This window comes from Klebsiella scottii (assembly GCF_036561945.1).
Taxonomy (GTDB): Bacteria; Pseudomonadota; Gammaproteobacteria; order Enterobacterales; family Enterobacteriaceae; genus Klebsiella; species Klebsiella scottii.
In genome coordinates this window covers 2,492,616-2,518,569 of the sequence record NZ_JARXNI010000020.1, presented here as the reverse complement: position 1 = coordinate 2,518,569, position 25,954 = coordinate 2,492,616, and the positions used below count along the sequence as shown (strand labels likewise).

Annotated in this window: 24 protein-coding genes and 1 pseudogene; 10 read left to right on the top strand and 15 right to left on the bottom strand. The window is 58.3% G+C overall.

Annotation, left to right across the window (positions count from 1 at the left end):
• Positions 1–5: 5 nt before the first annotated feature.
• The 4 genes and pseudogenes from QFI97_RS19515 (at position 6) to QFI97_RS19500 (ending at position 3,932) form a co-directional block, all read left to right on the top strand.
• Positions 6–495: pseudogene (locus QFI97_RS19515) on the top strand (YbjO family protein).
• A gap of 42 nt (positions 496–537) precedes the next feature.
• A complete protein-coding gene (rlmC, locus tag QFI97_RS19510; RefSeq protein ID WP_346431823.1) occupies positions 538–1,668 on the top strand; it encodes a 23S rRNA (uracil(747)-C(5))-methyltransferase RlmC in 1,131 nt (376 codons plus the stop codon).
• A gap of 78 nt (positions 1,669–1,746) precedes the next feature.
• Complete coding sequence (locus QFI97_RS19505) at positions 1,747–2,463, top strand: response regulator transcription factor (RefSeq protein WP_095095548.1); 717 nt, start codon at positions 1,747–1,749, stop codon at positions 2,461–2,463.
• Entirely contained in the window at positions 2,460–3,932 is a 1,473-nt protein-coding gene (locus tag QFI97_RS19500; RefSeq protein WP_331835694.1) for a sensor histidine kinase, read from the top strand. The genes QFI97_RS19505 and QFI97_RS19500 overlap by 4 nt, the downstream gene beginning before the upstream one ends.
• An 89-nt stretch (positions 3,933–4,021) precedes the next feature.
• On the opposite strand, the gene artJ is transcribed toward QFI97_RS19500, so the two are convergent.
• The 6 genes from artJ to QFI97_RS19470 form a co-directional block, all read right to left on the bottom strand.
• Positions 4,022–4,753 (bottom strand): arginine ABC transporter substrate-binding protein ArtJ, encoded by a 732-nt coding sequence (gene artJ / locus QFI97_RS19495; protein ID WP_331835693.1) that lies wholly within the window; start codon positions 4,751–4,753, stop codon positions 4,022–4,024.
• A 181-nt stretch (positions 4,754–4,934) separates the two neighbouring features.
• Positions 4,935–5,603 (bottom strand): arginine ABC transporter permease ArtM, encoded by a 669-nt coding sequence (gene artM, locus QFI97_RS19490; protein WP_346431822.1) that lies wholly within the window; start codon positions 5,601–5,603, stop codon positions 4,935–4,937.
• The gene (gene artQ, locus QFI97_RS19485) at positions 5,603–6,319 is read right to left on the bottom strand and encodes an arginine ABC transporter permease ArtQ (RefSeq protein ID WP_095095560.1); all 717 of its coding nucleotides are present in this window, start codon (positions 6,317–6,319) and stop codon (positions 5,603–5,605) included. Before artQ ends, artM begins: the two co-directional genes overlap by 1 nt.
• 6 nt (positions 6,320–6,325) lie before the next feature.
• The gene (artI, locus tag QFI97_RS19480; RefSeq protein WP_095098014.1) at positions 6,326–7,057 is read right to left on the bottom strand and encodes an arginine ABC transporter substrate-binding protein ArtI; all 732 of its coding nucleotides are present in this window, start codon (positions 7,055–7,057) and stop codon (positions 6,326–6,328) included.
• Between the two features lie 20 nt (positions 7,058–7,077).
• Positions 7,078–7,806 (bottom strand): arginine ABC transporter ATP-binding protein ArtP, encoded by a 729-nt coding sequence (artP, locus tag QFI97_RS19475; RefSeq protein WP_095095563.1) that lies wholly within the window; start codon positions 7,804–7,806, stop codon positions 7,078–7,080.
• A 223-nt stretch (positions 7,807–8,029) separates the two neighbouring features.
• On the bottom strand, positions 8,030–8,548 hold the full coding sequence (locus QFI97_RS19470) for a lipoprotein (RefSeq protein WP_095095566.1): 519 nt from the start codon (positions 8,546–8,548) through the stop codon (positions 8,030–8,032).
• 117 nt (positions 8,549–8,665) lie between these two features.
• Here QFI97_RS19470 and QFI97_RS19465 point away from each other — a divergent pair, with 117 nt between their 5' ends.
• The gene (locus tag QFI97_RS19465; protein WP_095098017.1) at positions 8,666–8,986 is read left to right on the top strand and encodes a heavy metal-binding domain-containing protein; all 321 of its coding nucleotides are present in this window, start codon (positions 8,666–8,668) and stop codon (positions 8,984–8,986) included.
• Positions 8,987–8,988: 2 nt separating this feature from the next.
• The gene (locus tag QFI97_RS19460; protein WP_095095569.1) at positions 8,989–9,819 is read left to right on the top strand and encodes an N-acetylmuramoyl-L-alanine amidase; all 831 of its coding nucleotides are present in this window, start codon (positions 8,989–8,991) and stop codon (positions 9,817–9,819) included.
• 7 nt (positions 9,820–9,826) lie between these two features.
• Here QFI97_RS19460 and QFI97_RS19455 read toward each other — a convergent pair whose 3' ends face one another.
• The 4 genes from QFI97_RS19455 to poxB all read right to left on the bottom strand — a co-directional run bounded on the left by QFI97_RS19455 (position 9,827) and on the right by poxB (position 15,219).
• The gene (locus QFI97_RS19455) at positions 9,827–10,840 is read right to left on the bottom strand and encodes a 3-beta-hydroxysteroid dehydrogenase (RefSeq protein WP_095095573.1); all 1,014 of its coding nucleotides are present in this window, start codon (positions 10,838–10,840) and stop codon (positions 9,827–9,829) included.
• Positions 10,841–10,936: 96 nt separating this feature from the next.
• Positions 10,937–12,370, bottom strand: a complete 1,434-nt coding sequence (locus QFI97_RS19450; RefSeq protein ID WP_346431821.1) for an SDR family oxidoreductase — start codon at positions 12,368–12,370, stop codon at positions 10,937–10,939.
• A gap of 10 nt (positions 12,371–12,380) precedes the next feature.
• Entirely contained in the window at positions 12,381–13,382 is a 1,002-nt protein-coding gene (gene ltaE, locus QFI97_RS19445; RefSeq protein ID WP_095095580.1) for a low-specificity L-threonine aldolase, read from the bottom strand.
• A 118-nt stretch (positions 13,383–13,500) separates the two neighbouring features.
• Positions 13,501–15,219, bottom strand: a complete 1,719-nt coding sequence (gene poxB, locus QFI97_RS19440) for a ubiquinone-dependent pyruvate dehydrogenase (protein WP_346431820.1) — start codon at positions 15,217–15,219, stop codon at positions 13,501–13,503.
• A 151-nt stretch (positions 15,220–15,370) separates the two neighbouring features.
• On the opposite strand from poxB, the gene QFI97_RS19435 reads away from it, so the two are divergent.
• Positions 15,371–15,805, top strand: a complete 435-nt coding sequence (locus tag QFI97_RS19435) for a DoxX family protein (protein ID WP_331835689.1) — start codon at positions 15,371–15,373, stop codon at positions 15,803–15,805.
• Between the two features lie 46 nt (positions 15,806–15,851).
• Here QFI97_RS19435 and hcr read toward each other — a convergent pair whose 3' ends face one another.
• From hcr to aqpZ, 4 genes are all read right to left on the bottom strand, one after another.
• Entirely contained in the window at positions 15,852–16,820 is a 969-nt protein-coding gene (gene hcr, locus QFI97_RS19430; RefSeq protein WP_346431819.1) for an NADH oxidoreductase, read from the bottom strand.
• Positions 16,821–16,831: 11 nt separating this feature from the next.
• A complete protein-coding gene (hcp, locus tag QFI97_RS19425) occupies positions 16,832–18,484 on the bottom strand; it encodes a hydroxylamine reductase (RefSeq protein ID WP_346431818.1) in 1,653 nt (550 codons plus the stop codon).
• A gap of 145 nt (positions 18,485–18,629) precedes the next feature.
• On the bottom strand, positions 18,630–19,529 hold the full coding sequence (locus tag QFI97_RS19420; protein ID WP_095095594.1) for a LysO family transporter: 900 nt from the start codon (positions 19,527–19,529) through the stop codon (positions 18,630–18,632).
• 127 nt (positions 19,530–19,656) lie between these two features.
• Positions 19,657–20,352: an aquaporin Z gene (gene aqpZ, locus QFI97_RS19415; protein ID WP_041144770.1), complete on the bottom strand. Its 696-nt coding sequence runs from the start codon at positions 20,350–20,352 to the stop codon at positions 19,657–19,659.
• A gap of 391 nt (positions 20,353–20,743) precedes the next feature.
• Between aqpZ and QFI97_RS19410 the strand changes: the two genes are divergently transcribed.
• The 3 genes from QFI97_RS19410 to macB all read left to right on the top strand — a co-directional run bounded on the left by QFI97_RS19410 (position 20,744) and on the right by macB (position 25,562).
• Positions 20,744–22,402 (top strand): ATP-dependent endonuclease, encoded by a 1,659-nt coding sequence (locus tag QFI97_RS19410; RefSeq protein WP_346431817.1) that lies wholly within the window; start codon positions 20,744–20,746, stop codon positions 22,400–22,402.
• A gap of 101 nt (positions 22,403–22,503) precedes the next feature.
• Complete coding sequence (gene macA / locus QFI97_RS19405; protein WP_346431816.1) at positions 22,504–23,619, top strand: macrolide transporter subunit MacA; 1,116 nt, start codon at positions 22,504–22,506, stop codon at positions 23,617–23,619.
• Positions 23,616–25,562, top strand: coding sequence for a macrolide ABC transporter ATP-binding protein/permease MacB (gene macB, locus QFI97_RS19400; protein WP_346431815.1), 1,947 nt, complete (start codon positions 23,616–23,618; stop codon positions 25,560–25,562). Before macA ends, macB begins: the two co-directional genes overlap by 4 nt.
• Before the next feature lie 68 nt (positions 25,563–25,630).
• Here the strand turns inward: macB and cspD are convergent, their stop codons facing one another.
• Positions 25,631–25,852, bottom strand: coding sequence for a cold shock-like protein CspD (gene cspD, locus QFI97_RS19395; protein WP_004860015.1), 222 nt, complete (start codon positions 25,850–25,852; stop codon positions 25,631–25,633).
• Positions 25,853–25,954: the final 102 nt, after the last annotated feature.

Sequence of the window (25,954 nt, the reverse complement as noted above, 5' to 3'; positions counted from 1 at the left end):
TTTTCATGGAAGACTTAACCGTTGGGATTGTTTACAAAAACTCGTTCCTCTCATGCTCGCCTGAACGTCCCTGCGCTGGTGCAGGTGGCGGCGTTCGCCATTATTTTAATCCGCGCCCTCGACCTGCTGATGATCCTCAATCAGCTTGGCGTGCGGGGGGTCGGTGAGTTTATCCATCGCAGCGTGCAGACGTGGCCCCTGACGCTGGTCTTCTTCTCAAGCCTGCTGCTGGTATTTGTTGAAATCTGGTGCGCGTTTTCATTGGTGAAAGGGCGTAACCGGGCGCGCTGGATCTATCTGCTGACGCAAATTATCGTCAGCGGCTATCTGTGGGCCGCCTCGCTGGGCTACGGCTACCCGGAACTGTTTAGCATTGCCGGTGAATCGAAGCGGGAAATTTTCCGTTCGCTGGTGATGCAGAAGCTGCCCGACCTGCTGGTGCTGATGCTGCTGTTTGTCCCGGCATCGTGCCGACGGTTTTTCCGACTGCAATAACGGTGATACAATCCCCGCCCCTGATTTTTTGAAGGTCTTTTTATGCACTGCGCACTCTATGACGCGGGCCGCTGTCGCTCCTGTCAGTGGCTGGAACTGCCGCTGGAACAACAGCTCGCCGATAAAATGGCCGATCTGCGGTCGCTGCTGGCAGAACGCCCGGTGACGACGTGGTGCGAACCGGTCTCCGGTCCGGAAGCCGGCTTTCGCAATAAGGCCAAAATGGTGGTCAGCGGCAGCGTTGAGCGTCCGCTGCTCGGCATGCTGCACCGCGATGGCAACCCTGAAGACCTGACCGATTGTCCGCTGTACCCGGCAAGCTTTGCGCCGGTCTTCGCGCTGCTGAAGCCGTTTATCGCCCGCGCCGGCCTCACCCCTTATCAGGTGGCCCGCCGACGCGGGGAGCTGAAGTATCTGCTGCTCACCGAAAGCCGGCTCGACGGCGGCATGATGCTGCGCTTTGTGCTGCGCTCTGAGACGAAGCTCGCCCAGCTGCGCGCCGCGCTGCCGTGGCTGCAGGCGCAGCTGCCGCAGCTGAAGGTGATTACCGCCAATATTCAGCCGGTGCACATGGCGATTATGGAAGGGGAGCAGGAGATTTTCCTCACCCCGCAGCAGGCGCTGGCGGAGAGCTTTAACGACGTACCGCTGTGGATCCGCCCGCAAAGCTTCTTTCAAACGAATCCTGAGGTAGCCAGCCGGCTGTACGCCACCGCCCGGGACTGGGTGCGCCAGCTGCCGGTGGATCACATGTGGGACCTGTTCTGCGGCGTCGGCGGTTTTGGCCTGCACTGCGCCACTCCGCAGATGCGGCTGACCGGCATCGAGATTGCGCCGGAGGCCATTGCCTGCGCGCGGCAGTCCGCCGCCGGGCTGGGCCTCAGCAACATCCACTTCCAGGCGCTGGACTCCACCCGCTTTGCCACCGGCGAGGGCGAAATTCCGCAGCTGGTGCTGGTGAACCCGCCGCGCCGCGGGATTGGCAGCGAGCTGTGCGACTACTTAAGCCGCATGGCTCCGCCCTATATTATCTACTCCAGCTGCAACGCCCGCACGATGGCCAAAGATATCGCCCAGCTGGCGGGCTATCGAACCGAGCGGGTGCAGCTGTTCGACATGTTCCCCCACACCGCGCACTATGAAGTGCTGACGCTGCTGGTACGCGAAGTTTAAACAAAATGTGAACTCTTCTGCTGGCCAAAATCGGGTAAGCTTCGTTAATAAGAGCATGATATTAGCGGAGCGACACCGGTGGCGAAGAAAATCCTGTTAGTTGAAGATGACGATGATATTGCCGCCCTGCTGCGCCTGAATTTGCAGGACGAGGGGTATCAGATTGTCCACGTGGCGGACGGCGCGCAGGCCCTGGCGCTGCTGGAAAAAAGCCCCTGGGATGCGGTGATCCTCGACCTGATGCTGCCGAACGTTGACGGCCTGGAGATCTGCCGGCGCATCCGTCAGATGACCCGCTATCTGCCGGTGATCATCATCAGCGCCCGATCCAGCGAAATCCAGCGCGTGCAGGGGCTGGAGATGGGGGCGGATGATTATCTGGCTAAACCCTTCTCCGTTCTGGAACTTATTGCGCGCGTCAAAGCGGTGTTCCGCCGCCAGGAGGCGATGGGGCTAAATCTGCTGATGGATGCCGGGCGCATCGCCTGCCACGGCCTCAATATCGATCCGCTGTCGCGCGAGGTCAGACTGCGCGGCGAACTGGTCGATTTGACCCCGCGCGAGTTCGATCTGCTGTACTACTTCGCCCGTCATCCGGGAGAGGTTTTTTCGCGCCTGGCCCTGCTCGACAGCGTCTGGGGCTACCAGCACGAAGGCTACGAACATACGGTCAATACCCATATCAACCGCCTGCGCAGCAAAATCGAGCACGAGCCGACGGAGCCTGAAATTATCCTCACCGTGTGGGGAAAGGGCTATAAGTTTGCCGTGGAGCGCAAAGAGGTGGGGCAATGATGCGCCGTCTCAGCCTGAGCCAGCGCCTGGCGCTGGTCTTCACCTCGCTGCTGCTGCTGTGCGCGGCGGCGGTGTGCCTCGTTCAGCTCTATATCAGCGCGCAGTACGGTAACGCGATGGTGCAGCGTCTTTCTGCCGGGCTGGCGCAGCAGATTGTCGCCCGCGAGCCGCTGCTGGATGCGCAGGGGCAGGTCGATCGCCAGGCGCTGAAGCCGCTGTTCGACCGGCTGATGATTTTTAATCCCAGCGTTGAGCTCTATCTGGTTTCTCCTGACGGCGAGCTGTTAGCCGATGCCGCGCCGCCGGGCCATATCAAACGCCAGCGCATCGATCTGGCGCCGGTGCAGGCGTTCCTCTCTGGCGGCACGTGGCCGGTTTACGGCGACGATCCCCGCAGCCTCGAACAGCAGAAAGTCTTTAGCGTTGCGCCGCTGCGCCTCGAGGGCCAGCTGCGCGGCTATCTCTATATCATTCTGCAGGGAGAAACCTTTAACGAACTGGCGGCAACCGCCTGGCAGCAGACGCTGTGGAGCCTGCTGCTGTGGACGCTGCTGCTGGTGGCGCTGTTTGGCCTGCTGGCGGGAGGGCTGGCGTGGTACTGGGTCACGAGGCCGGTGCGTCAGCTCACCGCCCAGGTGGCGATACCCGGTCCGGACAGCATGGTGGCGATCAAAGCGCTGGCGGCGCAGACGCCCGACCCGCATCCCGGGAATGAGGTGGCGATCCTGCATAATCGCTTTATTGAGTTGGCCCGGCAGATTGCCGATCAGTGGGATCGTCTGGCCGATAGCGACCGCCAGCGGCGCGAGTTTATCGCCAATATTTCCCACGATCTGCGCACTCCGCTGACCTCGCTGCTTGGCTATCTGGAGACGCTGACGCTGAAGGCCGACCGGCTTAATGCCGAGGATCGCCAGCAGTATCTGAATATCGCGCTGCGCCAGGGCAATAAGGTTCGCCATTTGTCGCAGCAGCTGTTTGAGCTGGCCCGGCTCGAACATGGCGGCATCAAACCGCAGCCGGAGAAGTTCATCTTCGCTGAGCTGGTTCAGGACGTCGCGCAGAAATTCGATTTAGCCATTGCTACCCGCGGTATCGGTTTACAGCTGTCGCTGGCCGAGGGATTGCCGCCGGTGGTGGCCGATTTATCGATGATCGAGCGGGTGCTGACGAATTTACTCGATAACGCCATTCGCCACACGCCGGAAGGAGGGCTGATTCGCCTGACGGCGCGCCAGCAGGCGTCGCAGATTGTCGTCGAGGTGGCGGACAGCGGCCCTGGCGTCGCCAGCGAGCTGCGGGCAACCCTGTTTGAACGTCCTTCGGTGCTTGAGCCTGGCCAGCGCCGGGAATCGACGGGGGGATTGGGGCTGATGATCGTGCGCCGCATGCTGCAGCTGCACGGCGGCGATATTCGCCTGCAGGACGCCGCGGCAGGGGCCAGCTTCCGCTTTACCCTGCCGCTGTAAGATGCCTCCGGTGGCGCTGCGCGTAGCGGGCGATGGTTTTCTCTCGCCCGCCTCAGGCATTTACCGCGCAGGCCGGGAATGGCCTGCTCTTACTCAGGGAACCACTGGCTGCTGATTTTCTGATAGGTGCCGTCTGCTTTAATTGCTTTCAGCGCGCCGTTCAGCTTCTCCAGCAGCGCTTTGTTATCCGGGCGTACCGCGATCCCGAGGCCGGTACCGAAGTATTGCGCATCGGTCACTTTCGGCGTGGCGACGCCCAGCTGCGGGTTGGTTTTCAGCCACTCGTTGACCACCGCGGTGTCGCCGAATACGCCATCAATACGGCCATTTTTCAGGTCGATAAACGCATTCTGGTAGCTGTCATAGGCGACGGTTTTCACTTCAGGATGCTTATCCTGCAGGTATTTCTGATGGGTGGTGCCGTTTTCCATCCCGATACGTTTGCCTTTCAGATCGGCAAATGAGTGGAAGGCATCTTTTTTGGCGATAACCAGCGCGGAGTTGGCGTAGTACGGTTCGGTGAACGACACCTGCTTGCTGCGCTCCGGGGTAATATCCATGCCGGAAATCACCGCATCATATTTTTTAAATTTTAGCGCCGGGATCAGGCTGTCGAAGGCATGGTTGGTAAAAGTACACTCCGCCTGCATCTGCTTGCACAGCGCTTTCGCCAGGTCGAGATCGAAGCCAACGATCTGATTATTAGCATCCATGGATTCAAACGGAGGATAGGTTGCGGAAACGCCAAAGCTGATTTTTTCTGCGCCAGCGGCGCCAAAAGCGAAAGAGGTAAGCAGTGCAGCCAGAACTAACTTTTTCATCGTCGAACTCCCGTCGGTCAATCTTATGATGTTGTGCCGTGTTTGCGGTCGGGTTTTACAATGCCATTAAATGAATTTATATTCAATAATGATGTATAAGTATTTTTATTGGCATAAAAAAAGACGGGTAAGTCATCATCCTTACCCGTCTTGCTATTTACTAATTATGCATTTATGAACGTTAGCTTCGGCGCTCAAACGCCAGCGCTCTGTGCTCCAACAGACGCATTAACAGCGTCAGCAGGCCGTTGACGATCAGGTACACAATACCGGCCGCGCCGAAGACCATAACGTCGTAGGTCCGCCCGTACAGCAGCTGGCTGTGGCCCATCACCTCCATCAGCGTGATGGTATAAGCCAGCGAGGTACTCTTGAAGACCAGCACCACTTCGTTGGAGTAGGAGGAGAGGGCGCGCTTAAAGGCATACGGCAGCAGGATCGCCAGCGTGTCCTTTTTGCTCATCCCCAGCGCGCCGCAGGACTGCCACTGGCCCTCAGGAATGGCGCGGATCGCGCCATAAAACAGCTGCGTAGTATAGGCGGCGCTGTTTAGCGACAGGGCAATCAGGGCGCACAGCCACGGCTCAGAAATCAGATGCCACAGCACCGGATACTCCTGCAGTGTCGGAAACTGCCCCGGACCGTAGTAAATCAGGAAGATCTGCACCAGCAGCGGCGTACCGGTAAAGAGCGTGATATACGCCCGCACAATCCATACCAGCCCCGGCGTTTTCAGCGTCAGGATGATGGTAAAGATCAGCGACAGAATCAGCGCGACGACGATCGAAGCCGCCGTCAGCGTCAGGCTGGTATGCAGCCCTTTGAGCAGTTCTGGTAAGTAGTCGAGCATCAGCCAGGTCTCCGTTCGAAGCGCGTCGCACGCTGGTCAATACGTTTGAGGATGTACTGACTGAGCAGAGTGATAACCAGGTAGATTGCCGCCGCGATGATGTACCAGTTAAACGGCTCCTGGGTGCGGGTGGCAATGCTCTTGGTTTGCAGCATCAGATCGTTAACGCTGATTAAGCTGACCAGGGCGGTATCTTTTAGCAGCACCAGCCACTGGTTGCCGAGCCCCGGCAGGGCGTGGCGCCACATTTGCGGCATCACCAGGCGGAAGAAAATCGCGCTTTTCGACAGCCCCAGCGCCTGACCCGACTCCCACTGTCCCTGCGGCACCGCTTTTAGCGCGCCGCGCAGGGTTTGCGAAGCGTAGGCGGCGTAAAGCAGAGACAGCGCGACCGCGCCGCACAGGAACGGGCTGACGTCGAAGTTTTCAATCTGCATCTGCACCGGGATCTGCGCAAAGCCCAGATTGATGGTGAAGCCGTCAGAGAGCGTAAGCAGCAGCTGCGAAGATCCGAAATAGATAAACAGGACCACCAGAATTTCCGGCAGCCCGCGCAGAATCGTCACCACGGCGGTGGTCAGCCACGCCAGCGGGCGCCATTTGACTGACTCCAGCACGGCAAAAAGCATCGCCAGGGCGAGGCCGATAATGAGCGCGCAGACGGCAAGGCCGACGGTCATCCCGGCGGCGCTTGCTAATGGAAAAATTTCGTTCATTGAGGGCTACTTCTGAAACCATTTGCTATAGATGGTCTGGTAAGTCCCATCTTTTTTCACTTTTTCCAGCGCAGCGTTAAATTTCTGCTGCAGCTCGGTATTGCCCTGACGAAGCGCAATGCCAAGGCCGGTACCGAAGTAGTCTTTATCCGTCACTTTATCGCCCACTGCCGCCAGCTTCGGATTGCTCTTCAGCCATTCGGTGACCACGGCGTTGTCGCCAAATACGGCATCAATGCGGCCGTTTTGCAGATCCAGCTTCGCATTCTGGTAGCTGTCGTACGGAACGGTGGTGATTTCCGGATGCTTGTCGTTAATGAACTTCTGGTGGGTGGTTCCGTTCTGGACGCCGACCTTTTTGCCCTTCAGCTGTTCGATGCTGGTAAATTTGCCCTGCTGGCCAACGAACAGCGCGGAGTTTTCATAGTAAGGCGTGCTGAACAGCACCTGCTTTTCGCGCTCAGGCGTAATGTCCATCCCGGCCATCACCGCGTCGAAGCGACGGAATTTCAGGCCAGGGATCAGGCTGTCAAAAGCCTGGTTGGTAAAGGTACAGGTGGCATCGATCTCTTTGCACAGCGCGTTAGCCAGATCGACGTCAAAACCGACGATTTTGTTGTTAGCGTCGGTCGTTTCAAACGGAGGATAGGACGCCTCGGTGGCAAAACGGATGGTCTGGGCTGCGGTAGCAGAAAGGCTCATGCTGGCCAGAAGCGCGGCAATCAGTACTTTTTTCATCGTCATTTCCCCGAAAAACATCAATGTGAAAGATAGTTTTTAAACGCGTCGGTCTGCGGATGCGCGAAGCAGTCAGCATTCCCTTGTTCAACGATATGGCCATTTTCCATATACACCACGCGGCTGGCCGTTTTACGCGCCACTTCCACTTCGTGGGTGACGATGACCTGCGTAATGCCGGTGCCCGCCAGCTCGCGGATAATGCTGACGATCTGGGCGGTAATTTCCGGATCGAGCGCCGCCGTTGGCTCATCAAACAGCAGCACCTGCGGCTCCATCATCAGCGCGCGCGCAATGGCGACGCGCTGCTGCTGACCGCCGGAGAGGTGCAGAGGATAGCGGTCGCTGTAGGGTTTCAGGCGCAAACGTTCCAGCAGCTTCTCGGCGCGGGCCAGAGCACTCTCTTTGCTCAGACCCAGCACGCGGCAGGGGGCTTCAATCAGGTTTTGCTGCACGGTCAGGTGCGGCCACAGATTGTACTGCTGGAAAACCATACCGACGTTCTGGCGCAGCTCACGGATGGCTTTGTCAGACGGCGCTTTGGTGAAGTCGAAGTGGTTACCGGCGATATGTAGCGTGCCGGAACGCGGCATCTCCAGCAGGTTGAGTACGCGAAGCAGCGAGCTTTTCCCGGCGCCGCTCGGGCCGAGCAGCACCAGCGTTTCCCCCTGCGGGCAATCCAGCGTGATGTCGAACAGCGCCTGGTGCGCGCCGTAGAAGCAGTTAATGCCGTTTAGTTTAATACTCATCTGGGCTGTCTGATACGAATAGCTATTGAGGCCGCAAATACTACCTTTGACAGAATAGTTATGCAATATTTATGCGTTAAAAGTTAAATGTAACCCGCATTTACCTCTAAACTTAGCACAAAATATGGGTTCGTGGGGGCGGCGGGAGCAAATGTCGGCATTACCTAAGGAAATACCGACATTTTACCGGGGGTATCGTTTCAGTAGAGCAGGTTCAGCGCCCTTATCCGCGTTTTTCGAGACTCTGTTGCAGTGAACCCGCCGGCGCATGGGCGTTAATCCCGAGGTAGCGAACATCATCTACCGCCCAGCACTGGCCTTCCTGAATCATCAGCACTTCATCTTTCCAGCTTTGGCTGCCCTGGCTGAACTCAACGCGCAGCGGAATATTGCGCGCATCGCGGTTCGGGATGGTGGATGCGCTGGCGACTTCCGCGCTATCAGCCGGGGTGGCCGAACTGGAGAACGGGTTGGACTGCAGCACAGCGCTGCGTGACGGGTCCTGACGCGCGTCGTTGAGCAGTTTAGCCAGATCGTCGCTCAGGTAGGGACGCAGTGCCGTCAGGTCGTTATTGCGGTGCTGGATCTGATAATCATAAAATTTTTGCGCAACCGCATCCGGGCCGCCTTCGATGCAGGGACCGCTGCGGGTGCCGTTATCTTTATAGGCCGGCGTGACGGTGGTACAGGCGCTAAGTACCAGCGCGCAGGGGATAATAAAGGCCATGATTTTGTAGCGCATAATGATTTCCTTATAAGCTCACTACGTTAAAATATCCATTCAAGCATAGCGTATCGATACGGGAATGTGCTTGACTCTCAGAGCTAACACCTTGAACGCTAAAGAAGGAGCTTTATGATGCAATTTTCCACCACCCCAACCCTCGAAGGGCAGCCTATCGTGAAATACTGCGGCGTTGTGACGGGGGAGGCGATCCTCGGCGCGAACGTGTTTCGCGACTTCTTCGCCAGCATCCGCGATATCGTCGGTGGCCGCGCGGGGTCCTATGAAAAAGAGCTGCGCAAGGCGCGGGAGATAGCGTTCGGAGAAATGGGCGAGCAGGCAAAGGCGCTGGGCGCCAACGCGGTAGTCGGTATTGATATCGATTATGAGACGGTGGGCAAGGATGGCAGTATGCTGATGGTCACCGTCAGCGGCACGGCGGTGCAGACCCGGTGAGGATGCGCCCTGGCCCGATCGCGGCGATGCTGGCGCTGCTGCTGGTGGGCTGCTCGGCGGAAAAGGGGATTATCGATCGCGACGGCTACCAGCTGGATACCCGCCATCCGGCGCAGGCCGCCTACCCGCGGGTGAAGGTATTGGTCATTCACTATACCGCCGATGATTTTGACGTATCGCTGGCGACCTTGACCGACAATCAGGTGAGCTCCCACTACCTGATCCCTGAACAGCCGCCGCTGCACCGCGGTAAGCCGCGCATCTGGCAGCTGGTGCCGGAAGAGGATCTGGCCTGGCATGCGGGTATTAGCTTCTGGCGCGGCAGTACGCGTATTAACGACACCTCAATCGGCATTGAGCTGGAGAACCGCGGCTGGCAGAAAGAGGCGGGGGTGAAAAGCTTTACGCCGTTTAGTCCGGCGCAGATTAATGCCTTGATTCCCCTGGCGAAGGATATTATCGCCCGCTACCACATTGCGGCGCAAAACGTGGTTGCCCATGCCGATATTGCCCCGCAGCGCAAGGACGACCCTGGGCCGCTGTTCCCCTGGCGCCAGCTGGCTGAGCAGGGCATTGGCGCATGGCCGGATGGCGACCGGGTCGCCTTTTATCTCAATGGTCGCCCGACCTGGCAGCCGGTCGATAGCGCAGAGCTGCTGGATATACTCGCCCGCTACGGCTATCAGGTGACGCCGGAGATGACGCCAGCGCAGCAGAAACGGGTGATTATGGCATTTCAGATGCATTTCCGGCCGGCGCGCTGGGATGGCGTCGCCGATGCTGAAACCCAGGCCATCGCCGAGGCGCTGCTGGAGAAATACGGCCAGGGTTAATTCGACGCTAGCGGTGCAGCTTACCGTGATCTTTCAGCCAGGCGGCGGTGCGGATAATCCCCTCATCCAGCGTCACCACCGGCCGGTAGCCTAGCTCTTCCTCAGCGCGGGAAATATCGAGGGTAAAATCAAAGTTCAGCTTGGAGACGCCGTAGTGGGTAAAGGCCGGCTCCTTGGCTGACTTATTGCCAAAATGCTCCATGCTGCGGGCGATGATATCCAGCATCGGATAGGGGACCGAGCGGATACGGCACTTTATTCCCAGTTCATCAATCAGCTTTTGCACAATGCTGCGCAGGGTGCGCGGTTCGCCGTTGGTGATATTCCACGCCCGCGCGGAAGGCAGGTGGTCGCACTGCGGCTGGCTGGCGAGCCACATCGCGTGCACCGCATTCTCATAGTAGGTCATATCAACCAGCGCGCTGCCGCCGCGGGGCAGCATCACGCTGCCGTAGTGCTGCATCATCTGCGCAAGGCGGGGGATGAACACTTTGTCATGGGCGCCGAACAGACTCTGCGGGCGCAGGATGGCAAAGCGGGTATTTGGGTTCGCCTGTGCCAGCAGATTAATCACCTCTTCGCTCGCCGCCTTGCTGCGGGCAAACTCGTTGGCAAAGCGGTGCGGGCGGAAATCTTCCCGCACGTCGCGATGGTGGTGATAATCAAAATAGAGCGAAGGAGAGGAGATATGAACGAAGTTGCGTACGCCCCAGGCCACGGCCCATTCGCCAAGGCGACGGGTGGCGCGGACGTTGGCTAAATCGAAGGCCTGCTGCGTGCCCCACGGCGAGGTAAAGCTTGAACAGTGCCATAGGGTATCGATACCGGCGAGCATCACCTTGGCCTGGGATGAAACCAGTTCGGTTAAATCTGCGGGTACAAACTCGGCGCCCATTTTGCTCAGAAGCTTGCCCATCGCTTCGTTTCGCCCGGTCGCTCTTACGCTGATGCCTTTGTTACGCAGATATTCCACCGCGTTGCGGCCTAACCCGCTGGTCGCACCGGTAACCAGTACCTTCATATCAACCTACTGTCCCAGAAAAGAATTTCGTGCGCATTTTTCCGTGATTCTCCTCACGATGCAATGAGAATGATAGCAGAATGACGTATATGCTTCCTATTTGCCTGTGATTTGCTCTGCCTGCCGGGCAATGCGTCGCGCCATGCCGCGAAAGATAAACAGATGGGCGGGGATCATCAGCAGCCAGTAGAACAGCCCGGGCATACCGTGAGGATGCCACCAGGCCCGGACGTCAAGCTCGCGGCGATCGCCTTTATCGCTCAAGGTAAAGCTCAGGCGCCCCAGGCCGGGTGCCTTCATGCCGAAGAGCAAGGTGAGCTGCTTTTCCGGTTCGACAATGATCACCTTCCAGCTGTCTACCGCATCGCCGGTTTGCAGGAGGTCACGCGATGGTCGGCCTTTTGCCAGACGATGGCCCACCAGCAGGTCCATAGCGCCGCGGATCTTCCACAACGCGTTGCCGAAGAAGTAGCCCTCTTTGCCGCCGATTTGGTTGACGACCTGCCAGATTGCCGCCGCGCTGGCGGACGTGCTGACCGTACAGCCGGCCTGCTTAGGGTAATAGCCATATTCCGGCCGCCAGCGGGCGAAGGCCTGTGCGTCGTAGCCCCAGTCGCTGGAGTTAACTAACTGCTCCTCTTCTTTAAGCGTGCGGCGCACGGCTTCGTCAAATGAGATTAGCGCCTGGGGGATCAGCGCCCGCAGCGCGCGATCGTCGGCGATCAGATCGTGCTTCAGCCCCTGAATCAGCGCCTTCGCGATGGTGGGCGGAACCGAAGTAATCACGTTGAGGAACCACACCGAAATCCAGCGGGTGGGAAAAGGGATCGGGATCAGCAGGCGATGCTTGCCGCTGACCGCCATAAAGCGGGTGAACTGCTGCTGATAGCTTAACACTTCCGGTCCGGCGGCTTCGAAGACGCGATGTTCGCTGGCCGGGTGGTTGAGCAGCTGCACCAGATAATAGAGCAGATTTTCGAGATCGATCGGCGTGGTGCGCGAGCGCACCCAGCGCGGAGGGGTTAAAACCGGCAGGTTGTAGACCATATCGCGCATCACCTCGAACGCAGCGGAGCCGGCGCCCACGATGATACCTGCCCGCAGCTCGGTGACCGGCACGCCGGATTCGCGCAGAACGTCGGCGGTAATCTGCCTGGCGCGCAGATGGTCAGACTGTTCCGCCGCCGGTACCTGCAGCGAGCTGAGGAATATCAGCTGCTTTACCGGCGTCGCGCGCAGCGCGTCGCGCACGTTTTGGGCCACCTCGCGTTCGTGCCGAATAAAGTCACCGCCTTCGCCCATTCCGTGCACCAGATAGTAAACGGTATCCGCCTGCGCCAGCAGGTCAGAGAGCCCCTGGGGCCGGGTCAGGTCGATGGGATGACAGCTTACCCCCGGGAGATTGCGTTTCTTTAGCCGCTCAACGTGGCGCGCCGCCGCCAGCACGGAATAGCCCCGATCGCTCAATGCCTGCACCAGATGCTGGCCGATATAGCCGCTGGCGCCGAGCACCAGAATAGGTTGCGACACGCCTGACTCCTTAGCGGTTCAAAAATTCCTGCCAGTAGCCAACGACTTCCGCCAGCTGCTGACGGTTGACGTCGAGGTGGGTGACCAGACGCACAACCGGCGAGGCGTTGATCAGTACGCCGCGCTGTTGCATAAACGCCCCCAGCGCCCGGGCCTGCTCATCGCCAACGCGCACGAACAGCATGTTGGTATCGTGGCGGGTAACGTCAGCGCCGATGGCGCGCAGCTGTCCGGCCATCCATGCGGCGTTGTCATGATCTTCCTGCAGGCGCGCGACGTTATTTTGCAAAGCGTACAGGCCCGCAGCCGCCAGAATTCCGGCCTGGCGCATGCCGCCGCCGACCATTTTACGCCAGCGGGTGGCGCGGCGAATGTAGTCGTGGCTGCCGACCAGCAGCGAGCCCACCGGGGTTCCCAGCCCCTTCGAGAGGCAGATAGTGAAGGTGTCGCAGTATTGGGCGATATCGCGCAGCTCGCAGCCGTAATCCACCACCGCATTAAAGATGCGCGCGCCGTCAACGTGCAGCGCCAGGCCGCGTTCGCGGGTAAACTCCCACGCCTCTTTGAGGTATTCGCGCGGCAGCACCTTGCCGTTATGGGTATTTTCGAGGCTCAGCAGGCGAGTGGGGGCAAAATGGATATCGTCAGGCTTAATCTTTGCCGCGACCTTATCCAGCGGCAGGGTGCCATCCGCCGCCGCGTCGATGGGCTGCGGCTGAATGCTGCCGAGCACCGCCGCCCCGCCGGCTTCATACAGATAGTTATGCGCGCCCTGGCCGACGATATACTCTTCACCGCGCTGGCAGTGGCTCAGCAGGCCCACCAGATTCGCCTGGGTGCCGGTCGGCAGGAACAGCGCCGCCTCTTTCCCGGCCAGCTCTGCGGCGTAGCGCTGGAGCTCGTTAACGGTCGGGTCATCGCCATAAACGTCGTCGCCGACCGGGGCTGACATCATGGCATCCAGCATGGCGCGCCCCGGACGGGTTACGGTATCACTGCGGAGATCTATCACGGCATTTCCTTGTTAATGTTTCATCCTTCACGCTGTATCCGCGTTAGCCGCGTGAACCACCTCTGCGGGGCCTTCGATGCATCATGAATGATGGTATGTGTGGGCTTAAAAGGATGTTTTACCTGAGCCAGTTGGTTTTCGCCAGTTCGATAACTTCATCCCCGCGTCCGCTGATGATGGCGCGCAGCATATACAGGCTGAAACCCTTAGCCTGATCCAGCTTAATTTGCGGCGGGATCGCCAGCTCTTCCTTAGCGACCACCACGTCGACCAGCACCGGGCCGTCGGTGCTAAACGCGGTTTGCAGCGCGTCGTCGACCTCAGAGGCTTTTTCGACGCGAATGCCCTTAATGCCGCAGGCTTCGGCGATGCGGGCGAAGTTAGTGTCGTGCAGGTCGGTACCGTCGGTCAGATAGCCTCCGGCCTTCATCTCCATCGCCACAAATCCCAGCACGCTGTTGTTAAAAATCACGATTTTTACCGGCAGCTTCATCTGCGCCAGCGAGAGGAAGTCGCCCATCAGCATGCTGAAGCCGCCGTCGCCGCACATCGCGACGACCTGCCGCTCAGGCGCCGTTGCCTTGGCGCCAATCGCCTGCGGCATAGCGTTGGCCATTGAGCCGTGGTTAAACGAGCCGATCAGCCGGCGCCTGCCGTTCATTTTCAGATAGCGTGCGGCCCAGACGGTTGGCGTGCCGACGTCGCAGGTGAAAATGGCGTCGTCAGCGGCGAAGCGGCTAATCTGCTGCGCCAGGTACTGGGGATGAATGGCCTTATCGCTCGGCTTAGCCAGATCGTCGAGCCCTTTACGCGCCTCGCGGTAGTGCTCAAGCGCTTTGTCGAGGAAGCGACGATCCGTCTTCTCTTCCAGATGCGGCAGCAGCGCTTTTAAGGTCGATTTGATATCGCCGATCAGCGCCATATCGACTTTGCTGTGCGCGCCGATGCTGCCGGGATTGATATCAATCTGAATGATTTTTGCGCTGCTGGGGTAGAAAGGCCGGTAGGGAAACTGGGTGCCGAGAAGCACCAGGGTATCGGCGTTCATCATCGTGTGGAAGCCGGACGAGAAGCCGATCAGCCCGGTCATCCCGACGTCATAAGGGTTGTCGTACTCAACGTGCTCCTTGCCGCGCAGGGCGTGGACGATGGGTGCCTTGAGCTTGGCGGCGAACTCCACCAGCTCCGCATGGGCTCCGGCACAGCCGCTGCCGCACATCAGGGCAATGTTGCTGGAATAGCGCAGCAGCTGCGCCAGACGAGCTATTTCTTCCGCCGGTGGCGTCACCTCCGGCAGCGGGGCGGAGTACCAGTGGCTGCTGGCGCCTTCCGGGGCGGCTTTCAGCGCCACGTCTCCCGGCAGTACCACCACCGAAACGCCGCGGTTGAGGACCGCTTTGCGCATGGCGATGGCCAGCACCTGCGGGATCTGTTCCGGCGTGGAGACCAGCTCACAATAGTGGCTGCATTCGCGGAACAGCTCCTGCGGATGGGTTTCCTGAAAATAGCCGCTGCCGATTTCGCTGGAGGGGATATGGGCGGCAATGGCAAGAACGGGAACGTGGTTGCGGTGACAGTCAAAAAGACCGTTGATCAGATGGAGGTTGCCCGGGCCGCAGGAGCCTGCGCATACCGCCAGTTCACCGGTAAGCTGGGCTTCGGCGCCCGCGGCAAACGCGGCAACTTCTTCGTGACGCGTTGGCATCCAGGCAATCGTACCCATGCGGTTCAGGCTGTCGCTCAATCCGTTGAGTGAATCGCCGGTGACGCCCCAGATGCGCTTCACGCCGGCCTGTTCAAGAGTTTTCGCTACGTATGCGGCCACGGTTTGTTTCATGGTTCTCCATCTCCTTTATGTGATAACGCTTACAAGCTTAGATGAAACTCATCGTTACGCCCGCATTCCCCTCCTATTTTCAGCTGGTATTATTGCGCGAAAATTCCGCATAATCTGTTACCACTAAAAGAGTAAACAGGAATCATTTTAAATGGTTAAATCTCTGTTAAATGCTGTTAATAAAATGCTAAATCACGACGATTTTGGCAAACTCTTGTTACGACTTGCCGTGGGCGGGCTGATGCTGTTCCACGGGCTGCATAAGCTGTTTGACGGCGTGGCGGGGATCGGCGGGATGCTGGTGGCGAAGGGATTGCCTGAGTTTATTGCCTATGGCGTGCTGGTGGGGGAAGTGCTGGCGCCGTGCCTGTTGATTCTGGGGATCCTCACCCGTCCGGCGGCGCTGGTGCTGGCATTTACCATGATTGTGGCGTGGCTGATGGTCGGTATGGGAGAAACCTGGCAGCTGGATAAAACCGGCGCGTGGGCGATTGAGAGTCTGGTCTATTTCTTTGTTGGCGCGCTGGCGATTGCCTTTATGGGCGCCGGTCGCTACTCGCTGGTAAAAGACCCGGCGTGGAAATAAAAAAAGCCCCGCCGAGGCGGGGCTTGCCGTTAAGGATTGTTCCCCGCTAAGCCAGAACCAGATCGCCCAGCGGGTGGCAGGAGCAGGCCAGCACGTAGCCGTCGGCGATCTCCTGCCCGGTCAGCGTCATGGTGCTGCTGACCGTATAGTCGCCGGCAACGACTTTGGTTTTGCAGCAGCCGCAGACGCCGGCACGGCAGGCGACGGTAACCGGCACCTTGTTGCTTTCCAGCGCCTCCAGCAGGGTGGTGCCTACCGGCGCATAGAACTCCTGCGCCGGCTGCAGTTTGGTAAACTTCAGCCCGCTGGTGGCCGCCTGAGCAACTGGCGTAAAGAACTTCTCTTTAAAGAAGCGCGTGACGCCCAGCGCGCTGACCTCCCGCTCAACCATTTCCATATAAGGCGCAGGCCCGCAGGTCATCACGGTAAGCGAGGCCAGGTCCGGCACGCTTTTCAGCAGATCGGCGGTCAGGCGGCCGGCAACAAAGCCGTGGGTGGCGTTGTTTTCCGCCACCAGGGTGACCGCATACTGGCGCCACTCTTCGGCGAAAATGACGTCCTCAGGCGAACGCACGTTGAAAATGACCTGCACATCCGCCTCGGGGCGGTACTTCGCCAACCAGCGACGCATCGACATAATCGGCGTCACGCCGCAGCCGGCTGCCAGCATCAGGATACGATCCGCCGGCTTATCTGCACAGGTAAAATCACCCATCGCATCGGACAGCCAGATGTAGTCACCGCGCTTGACGTCACGGGTTAACCACTGAGAGCCGGCACCGTCATCAATACGCCGCACGGTCAGCGTAATGTACTCGCTGACGCCCGGCGTAGAGGAAATAGTGTAGGCGCGCAGCGTATCCGCCGAGTTGCGTACGCTGACCAGCGCATACTGCCCGGCCTGATAGGGATAGTAGTCGTGGCACAGCAGCGATACCGTCCAGACGTCCGGGGTTTCCTGATGGATGTGGTGTACCTGCATCCGCCACGGGCACTGATTGGTTGGCATAGTCATTCGTTCGCTCCTTACGCGCTCAACAGTTGCTGCATGTCTTGTTCAACGGTAGTCACAGAGCGCAGGCCAAATTTCTCATTGAGAATAGCCAGCAGATCCGGGGTGAAGAAGCCCGGAGCGGTTGGGCCGGTGACGATGTTTTTCACGCCGAGGGAGAGCAGGGTCAGCAGGATCACGATCGCTTTCTGTTCGAACCAGGAGAGCACCAGCGACAGCGGCAGGTCGTTCACGCCGCAGCCCAGTTTTTCAGCCAGGGTGACGGCCAGAATAATCGCCGAGTAGGCGTCGTTGCATTGACCGGCATCCACCAGGCGCGGCAGGCCTTCGATGTCGCCGAAGTCCAGCTTGTTGAAGCGATATTTACCGCAGGCCAGGGTCAGGATCAGGCAGTCGTCCGGAACGCTGGTGGCAAAGTCGGTGAAGTAGTTGCGCTCGCCGCGCGCGCCGTCGCAGCCGCCGACCAGGAAGATATGGCGCAGTTTTTCGCGGCTGACCAGGTCGATCAGCGTATCCGCCGCGCCCAGCAGGGTCTGACGGCCGAAGCCAACGGTAATCAGGTGCGGAATTTCGCTATACGGGAAGCCGGCCATCTGCTGCGCCTGGGCGATCACCGGCGCGAAGTTTTCGCCTTCAAGGTGGCTCACGCCCGGCCAGCCGACGATGCTGCGGGTCCAGATACGGTCGTCATAGGCGCCAACGGTCGGATCGATGATGCAGTTAGAGGTCATTACGATAGGGCCAGGGAAGCGGGCAAATTCAACCTGCTGATTCTGCCAGCCGCTGCCGTAGTTACCGACCAGGTGTTTGAATTTACGCAGCTCAGGGTAGCCGTGCGCCGGCAGCATTTCACCGTGGGTATAGACGTTAACGCCGGTGCCTTCGGTTTGTTCCAGCAGGTTATACAGATCTTTCAGGTCGTGGCCGGAGATCAGGATGCACTTACCTTCAACCGATTTCACGTTGACCTGAGTCGGGGTCGGGTGGCCGTATTTGGTGGTTTCACCGGCGTCCAGAATGCTCATGACCTTAAAGTTCATCTGGCCGATTTCCATTGAGCACTCCAGCAGAGCGTTCAGGTCGGCAGGCCAGGTGCCCAGCCACGCCATAATTTTGTGGTACTGAGCGTAGATATCGTTGTCGTACTGACCCAGAACGTGAGCGTGCTCCATATAGGCCGCGGCGCCTTTCAGGCCGTACAGGCACAGCAGACGCAGGCCGAGAATGTTTTCGCCGATGTCCGGTTTGTCTTTATTCGGGGTAAATTCTGCGGCCTGACGCTGCAGGTCGCCCAAATCGTCGCTAACCAGCTGCAGGCTGGCCATCGGGTTGTCCACCGCCGCGCTGGCGTCAATGTTCAGACACCGGGCCTTCAGCGCATCGCGCATCGCGATGGCTTCACGCGCGTAGCCAACGATACGCGGGGAGTCGAAGTTAACGTTGGTCAGCGTGGAGAAGAAAGCACGCGGCGCAAAGTTATCAATTTCATGATCAATGATGCCATATTCACGGGCTTTAACGGCCCAGGCGGACAGACCTTGCAGGGAGGCAATCAGCAGATCCTGCAGATCGGAGGTTTCGGCCGTTTTACCGCACATACCCTGCGCGTAAGAGCAGCCGTTCCCCGCCGGGGTACGGATGGTTTGTTCACATTGCACACAAAACATGGTCACACCTTTTTTAAAGTTATATTTTAGATACATGTTTAAGGTTATGCCCGAGCGCGCGGGGATTAAAGGTATTTCTGGCACAATTTACAGGGAGATTGATTTAGCGCAATTTTGGCGGTAGATGACTACCGCCACGGGGGTATTAAGCGGAGAAAAAGGCCATCAGCACGGGCACCAGCAGGCTCAGGATAAAGCCATGAACAATAGCCGCCGGCACGATTTCGACGCCGCCGGAGCGCTGTAATACCGGAAGCGTAAAGTCCATCGAGGTCGCACCGCAGAGGCCTAATGCCGTTGAGCGGCTGCGGCGAACCAGGCCGGGAATAAGCATAATCGCCAGCAGCTCACGGGCAAGATCGTTAAAGAACGCGGCGCTGCCAATAACCGGCCCGTAGGATTCGGTCAGCAGGATCCCTGATAGCGAATACCAGCCAAAACCTGAAGCCATTGCCAGGCCGGTCTTTAGCGGCAGGTCAAGAATAAAGGCGTTGATCATCCCGCCGAGTAATGAGCTGACCATGACGACGACCGCAACAATCATTCCCCGACGATTAAGCACTATTTGCCGCAGGGTCATTCCGTTATTGCGCAGCTGAATACCAATCAGGAACAGCAGGAAGATCAGCGTATATTCGCTGGCTTCGGTGGCGTGCTGCAGAAATGACAAACCGCTTAAACCAATCAGGAAACCAATAAGTACGACGCCGCACAGCTGCAGCGATTCCATTGCCATCGCCACGCGCGAAGGTAATTTTTCCTGCCGATGCTGGCTGCGCCACGGCATCTTCTGCTCGAGCCACATTAATGCCGCAATATTACACAGCATAATAATGACGACGCTGACCGCAGCATAATGAAGAATGGCAAGCAGGTTGCTGGCTAAATTGTCGAGGAAGGCGAGGCTAATCCCCATGAAAAAGAGGATAACGTAGACAATCCAGCTCAAAAGCCGCGTGATAACTTTAAGAGCTACCGGCTGACGGAGTGGAATGATATAGCCGATAACCAACGGCAACAGAATGATTAATAATCCCGAAAACATGAACGTCCTGGTCCTTGCAGAATGAAAATAGCGCCACTGACACTACCCAAATCATTGAACCGAGTAAAGCTGTCGCCAAAAAGAAAGGCCCGGCATAGCCGGGCCTGAGCACGATTTCCTGGGGAGACTAGCTGCGTTTTTCCAGCAGCGTGCGGTACAGCACGCCGCCGAGGATCCCGCCGATGATCGGCATAACCCAGAACAGCCACAGCTGCTGCAGCGCCCAGCCGCCCTGGAAGATAGCGACCGCGGTGCTACGCGCCGGGTTGACGGAGGTATTGGTCACCGGAATGCTGATGAGGTGGATTAAGGTCAGCGCCAGGCCAATGGCGATCGGTGCAAAGCCCGCCGGAGCGTTTTTATCCGTTGCGCCGTGAATAACCAGCAGGAAACCGCAGGTCAGAACAATTTCGATGACAATCGCCGAAAGCATTGAGTAGCCGCCCGGTGAGTGTTCGCCAAAGCCGTTAGACGCAAAGCCGCTGGCCGCTGCGTCAAAGCCCGCTTTACCGCTGGCAACCACGTACAGAACGCCGGCAGCAATAATACCGCCAACCACCTGGGCGATAATATAACCGATTACGTCTTTTGCCGGGAAACGGCCGCCGGCCCACAGGCCTAAGGTCACCGCCGGGTTAAAGTGCCCGCCGGAAATATGGCCCACGGCAAACGCCATCGTTAATACGGTTAAACCAAAGGCCAGAGCGACCCCGGCAAAACCTATTCCCAGCTCAGGGAATGCTGCTGCAAGAACCGCGCTACCGCAGCCACCGAACACAAGCCAGAATGTACCAAAACATTCCGCTGCTAATTTTCTAAACATAACCACCTCAAATAATAATGTTAATGAGCACGGTTAACGTGCCGATCTTTATTTATCAACTAAAGGATGAAGATAAAAATAAAGCGCCGCTATTTTATGGACGATCGTCATCCTGTAACCAGTTAAATAAATAGATGTAATTTGATTTAGGGCAAGGTGATGTTAATCCTTATACCATTCATTGTGCAAGAAAAGAGTAGTACAAAAATAATAGTTCTAACCACTGCGCCGAATGAATTATTTTTTAAACAAATACCCTTATCAATAACCATATAGAAAACGTTTTTATTCGCCCCTGTTGATATTGGCGTTTGCGGCAGTGTCATGTTCCAGCATGTGTCGCTATACTGCTGATAACTGAAGGAGAAAGTGGTTACTGAGCGGAGGGGATATGCTTCTTGAACGCGTGGAGATCGTCGGTTTTCGCGGTATCAATCGTTTATCATTGATGCTGGAGCAAAATAACGTGCTGATCGGCGAGAATGCGTGGGGAAAATCCAGCCTTCTGGATGCCCTGACGCTGCTCTTGTCGCCAGAGTTCGAACTTTATCATTTTGTCCGGGATGATTTCTGGTTCCCGCCCGGCGACGTGCAGGGACGCGAACACCATCTGCACATCATTCTCACCTTCCGCGAGAGCGAGCCTGGGCACCATCGGGTGCGGCGCTTTCGCCCGCTCAGCAGCAGCTGGGTACCCTGTGATGACGGCTATCAGCGAATTTTCTATCGTCTGGAGGGTGAGCTGGCCGATGATGGCAGCGTGATGACGCTGCGCACCTTTATCGACGGCAAAGGGGAAGCGCTGGAGCTGGAGGATATTGACGAGATCGTGCGCCATCTGGTGCGCCTGATGCCGGTCCTGCGCCTGCGCGATGCCCGCTTTATGCGGCGCATTCATAACGACAGCGTGCCGCACTCTCCGCAAATTGAGGTCACCGCCCGCCAGCTTGATTATCTCTCCCGCGAGCTGGTGAGCCATCCGCAAAACTTAACCGACGGCCAGATCCGTCAGGGGCTGTCGGCCATGGTGCAGCTCCTTGAGCACTATTTTGCCGAGCAGAGCAGCGCGCAGTCCCGTAATCGCCTGATGCGTCGGCATTCGCACGATGAGCAGCGCAGCTGGCGCTATCTGGATATCATCAACCGGATGATTGATAAGCCGGGCGGGCGGAGCCACCGGGTAATCTTACTGGGGCTGTTTTCTACTCTGCTGCAGGCCAAGGGCACGGTCCGGCTCGACCGCGACGCGCGGCCGCTGCTGCTGATTGAAGACCCGGAAACGCGGCTGCACCCGATTATGCTCTCCGTCGCCTGGCATCTGCTCAATCTGCTGCCGCTGCAGCGCGTGACTACCACCAACTCCGGCGAGCTGCTGTCGCTGACACCCGTTGAGCACGTCTGCCGGCTGGTGCGCGAATCGTCGCGAGTCTCGGCCTGGCGGCTTGGGCCGGGGGGAATGAATGCCGAAGACAGCCGGCGCATCGCTTTTCACATTCGCTTCAATCGCGCGTCGTCGCTGTTTGCCCGCTGCTGGCTGCTGGTGGAAGGGGAGACCGAGACCTGGGTAATCAACGAACTGGCCAGACAGTGCGGGCATCACTTTGATGCGGAAGGGGTGAAGGTCATCGAGTTTGCCCAGTCGGGATTAAAACCGTTGATTAAATTCGCCCGGCGGATGGGAATTCAATGGCACGTTCTGGTCGATGGCGACGAAGCGGGGAAGAAATACGCCGCGACGGTGCGCAGCCTGCTTAACGACGATCGCGATCTGGAGCGCGACCATCTGACGACGCTACCGGCGCTGGACATGGAACACTTTATGTATCGCCAGGGCTTTAATGATGTCTATCATCGGGTGGCGCAACTGCCGCCAAACGTGCCGATGAACATGCGACGGGTGATCACCAAAGCTATCCATCGTTCATCAAAACCGGATCTGGCGATTGAAGTGGCGATGGAAGCCGGGAGGCGCGGGGTTGAATCCGTGCCGGCGCTGCTGAAAAAAATGTTCTCCCGCGTGCTGTGGCTGGCGCGTGGCCGGGCGGATTAAGTGCGCTAACGGTAAGGATGCATCAAATTCAGGGTTATGTTTTCGCTATCTCCGGATAGAATCACCGGCTTGCGCTGCGGTTTAAAACATCAGGAATTTTTATGAAGCTCAATGGAAAACGCAGGAAAGTCTGGTGGCTACTGGCCATTGTCGTACTGGCTCTGGCCATCTGGGGATGGCGGGTGCTGAATGCGCCGCTGCCGCACTATCAGACTCTGGTGGTGCGTAAAGGCGATCTCCAGCAGAGCGTGCTGGCCACCGGTAAGCTGGATGCGGTACGTAAAGTCGACGTTGGGGCGCAGGTGAGCGGGCAGCTGAAGACGCTGCGCGTGAGTATCGGCGACAAGGTACAGAAGGATCAGCTGCTGGGGGTTATCGATCCCGAGCAGGCGGAGAACCAAATTAAAGAAGTCGAAGCGACGCTGATGGAGCTGCGCGCGCAGCTGAATCAGGCCCGCGCCGAACGTCAGCTGGCCGCCGTGACCTTAGCGCGTCAGCAGCAGCTGGCGCAGCGTCAGCTGGTTTCGCGCCAGGATCTGGATACCGCGGCCACCGATTTAGCGGTCAAAGAGGCGCAGATTGGCACCATCGAGGCGCAGGTCAAACGTAACCAGGCCACGCTGGATACCGCGAAAACTAACCTCGATTACACTAAAATTTTGGCCCCGATGTCCGGGGAAGTAACGCAAATCACCACCCTGCAGGGGCAGACGGTTATTGCCGCCCAGCAGGCGCCGAATATTCTGACCCTCGCCGATCTCAGCACCATGCTGGTGAAGGCGCAGATCTCTGAAGCGGACGTTATCCACCTTCGCGCCGGGCAAAAGGCGTGGTTCACCGTGCTTGGCGACCCGCTTACCCGCTACGAAGGGACCCTGAAGGATATTTTACCCACGCCGGAAAAGGTGAACGACGCGATCTTCTACTACGCCCGCTTTGAGGTCCCGAACCCGCAGGGGATCCTGCGTCTCGAGATGACGGCCCAGGTCCATATCCAGATGGCGGAAGTGAAAAACGTGATCGCTATTCCGCTGAGCGCGCTGGGGGACGCCATCGGTGAAAACCGCTATCACGTGCGGCTGCTGCGCGCCGGTGAGGTCAAAGAACGTGAAGTCACTATCGGCGCGCGCAACGATATCGATGTGGCGATAGTGAAGGGCTTAGACGAAGGCGATGAGGTTATCGTCGGGGAAAGTGCGCCCGGGACGGCTAAATGACGGCGCTGCTCGAACTGCGTGATATACGCCGCAGCTATCTTTCCGGCGACGGGAGCGTCGATGTCCTGAAGGGGGTCTCGCTAAGCATCGCCGCCGGAGAAATGGTGGCCATTGTCGGGGCTTCCGGCTCCGGTAAATCGACCCTGATGAATATCCTCGGCTGTCTCGATAAGCCGAGCAGCGGCACCTATCGGGTGGCGGGAACGGACGTGTCGCGGCTCAATGGCGACGAGCTGGCGCGGCTGCGGCGAGAGCATTTTGGCTTTATCTTCCAGCGCTACCATCTGCTGTCGCACCTGACGGCGGTACAGAACGTCGAAGTGCCGGCGGTTTACGCCGGAACCGAACGACGGGCTCGCCTGGAGCGCGCGCGGGAACTGCTGGTGCGGCTGGGGCTTGGCGACCGGGCGGAGTATCAGCCTTCGCAGCTCTCCGGCGGCCAGCAGCAGCGGGTCAGCATTGCCCGTGCGTTAATGAACGGTGGAGAAGTTATTCTGGCGGATGAGCCAACCGGCGCGCTGGATAGCCGTTCCGGCGAAGAGGTGATGGCGATTCTGCACCAGCTTAAATCGCAGGGACATACGGTTATCATCGTCACCCACGATCCGCTGGTCGCGGCGCAGGCAGAACGCATCATTGAGATCCACGATGGCGAGATCGTGCGTAACCCGCCAGCGCAGGCGGCAGGCAGCGCCGGCGTCATTCGCCAGGGCTCCGCGGCCGAATCTTCTGCCTGGCGTCAGTTCAGCAGCGGCTTTCGTGAAGCGCTGGTGATGGCCTGGCGGGCAATGACCGCCAATAAAATGCGCACTCTGCTCACCATGCTCGGCATTATTATCGGCATCGCCTCGGTGGTGTCGATTGTGGTGGTGGGGGATGCGGCGAAGCAGATGGTGCTGGCTGACATTCGCGCCATCGGCACCAATACGATCGATGTCTATCCCGGGAAGGATTTCGGCGATGACGACCCCCGCTATCAGCAGGCGCTGAAGTATGACGACCTGCTGGCTATTCAGAAGCAGCCCTGGGTAAGCTCGGCGACGCCTGCGGTTTCGAAAAGCCTGCGCCTGCGCGCCGATAATATCGACGTTGCCGCCAGCGCCGAGGGCGTCGGGGCGCAGTATTTCAACGTCTACGGCATGACCTTTAGCGAAGGCAATACCTTTAATGAGCTGCAGCTAAGCAGCCGGGCGCAGGTGGTGGTGCTGGACAGCAATGCCCGACGCCAGCTCTTTCCGCACAAGGCGCGGGTGGTGGGCGAAGTTATTCTGGTTGGCAATATGCCCGCGACGGTGATTGGCGTGGCGGATGAGAAGCAGTCGATGTTCGGCAGCAGCAAAATCCTCCGCGTCTGGTTGCCTTATACCACTATGGCCGGAAGAGTGATGGGGCAGTCGTGGCTGAACTCAATCACCGTACGGGTGCGCGAAGGATACGATAGCTCAATCGCCGAACAGCAGCTGCTGCGTTTGTTCGAACTGCGGCATGGCAAAAAAGATGTTTTCACCTGGAATATGGACAGCATCTTGAAAACCGCAGAACGGACCACACATACACTACAGCTGTTTCTGACTTTGGTGGCGGTTATCGCGCTGGTGGTTGGCGGCATCGGGGTGATGAATATCATGCTGGTATCGGTAACCGAACGGACCCGCGAGATTGGTATCCGAATGGCGGTCGGGGCGCGGGCCAGCGACGTGCTGCAGCAGTTCCTGATTGAGGCGGTGTTAGTCTGCCTGGTGGGCGGTGCGCTGGGGGTGACGCTATCGCTGATGATAGCCTTCATCCTGCAGCTGTTTTTGCCCGGCTGGGAGATTGGTTTTTCACCGCTGGCGCTGCTGACGGCGTTTTTGTGTTCGACGCTAACCGGCGTGCTGTTTGGCTGGCTTCCTGCGCGAAACGCCGCCCGTCTCGATCCGGTGGATGCGCTGGCTCGCGAGTAGGAGCAAAAAAATGCCAGTCAGAAGGACTGGCATTTTACTGGCAGGATGTACACAATGAAGCGAAAGAGTTATGCAGCCGCTTCCGCTTCTACAGGAACAATCACGCTGGCGTGATTACCTTTCGGTCCCTGGTGGACATCAAACCGAACGGCTTGTCCGGCTTTTAGCGTTCTGTAACCATCCATCTGGATGGTGGAGTAATGGGCGAAAATGTCTTCGCCTCCGCCCTCAGGGCAAATAAAACCAAACCCTTTGGCATTGTTGAACCACTTAACAGTACCCATTTCCATACTTCGACATCCTTCGTAATTCTTTATAAGTAAGATGGAATGAACCGGTAGTGGAGTGACGAGTTGTTCAAATGCTCGCCAACTCTCGCCAGTACAATTTAG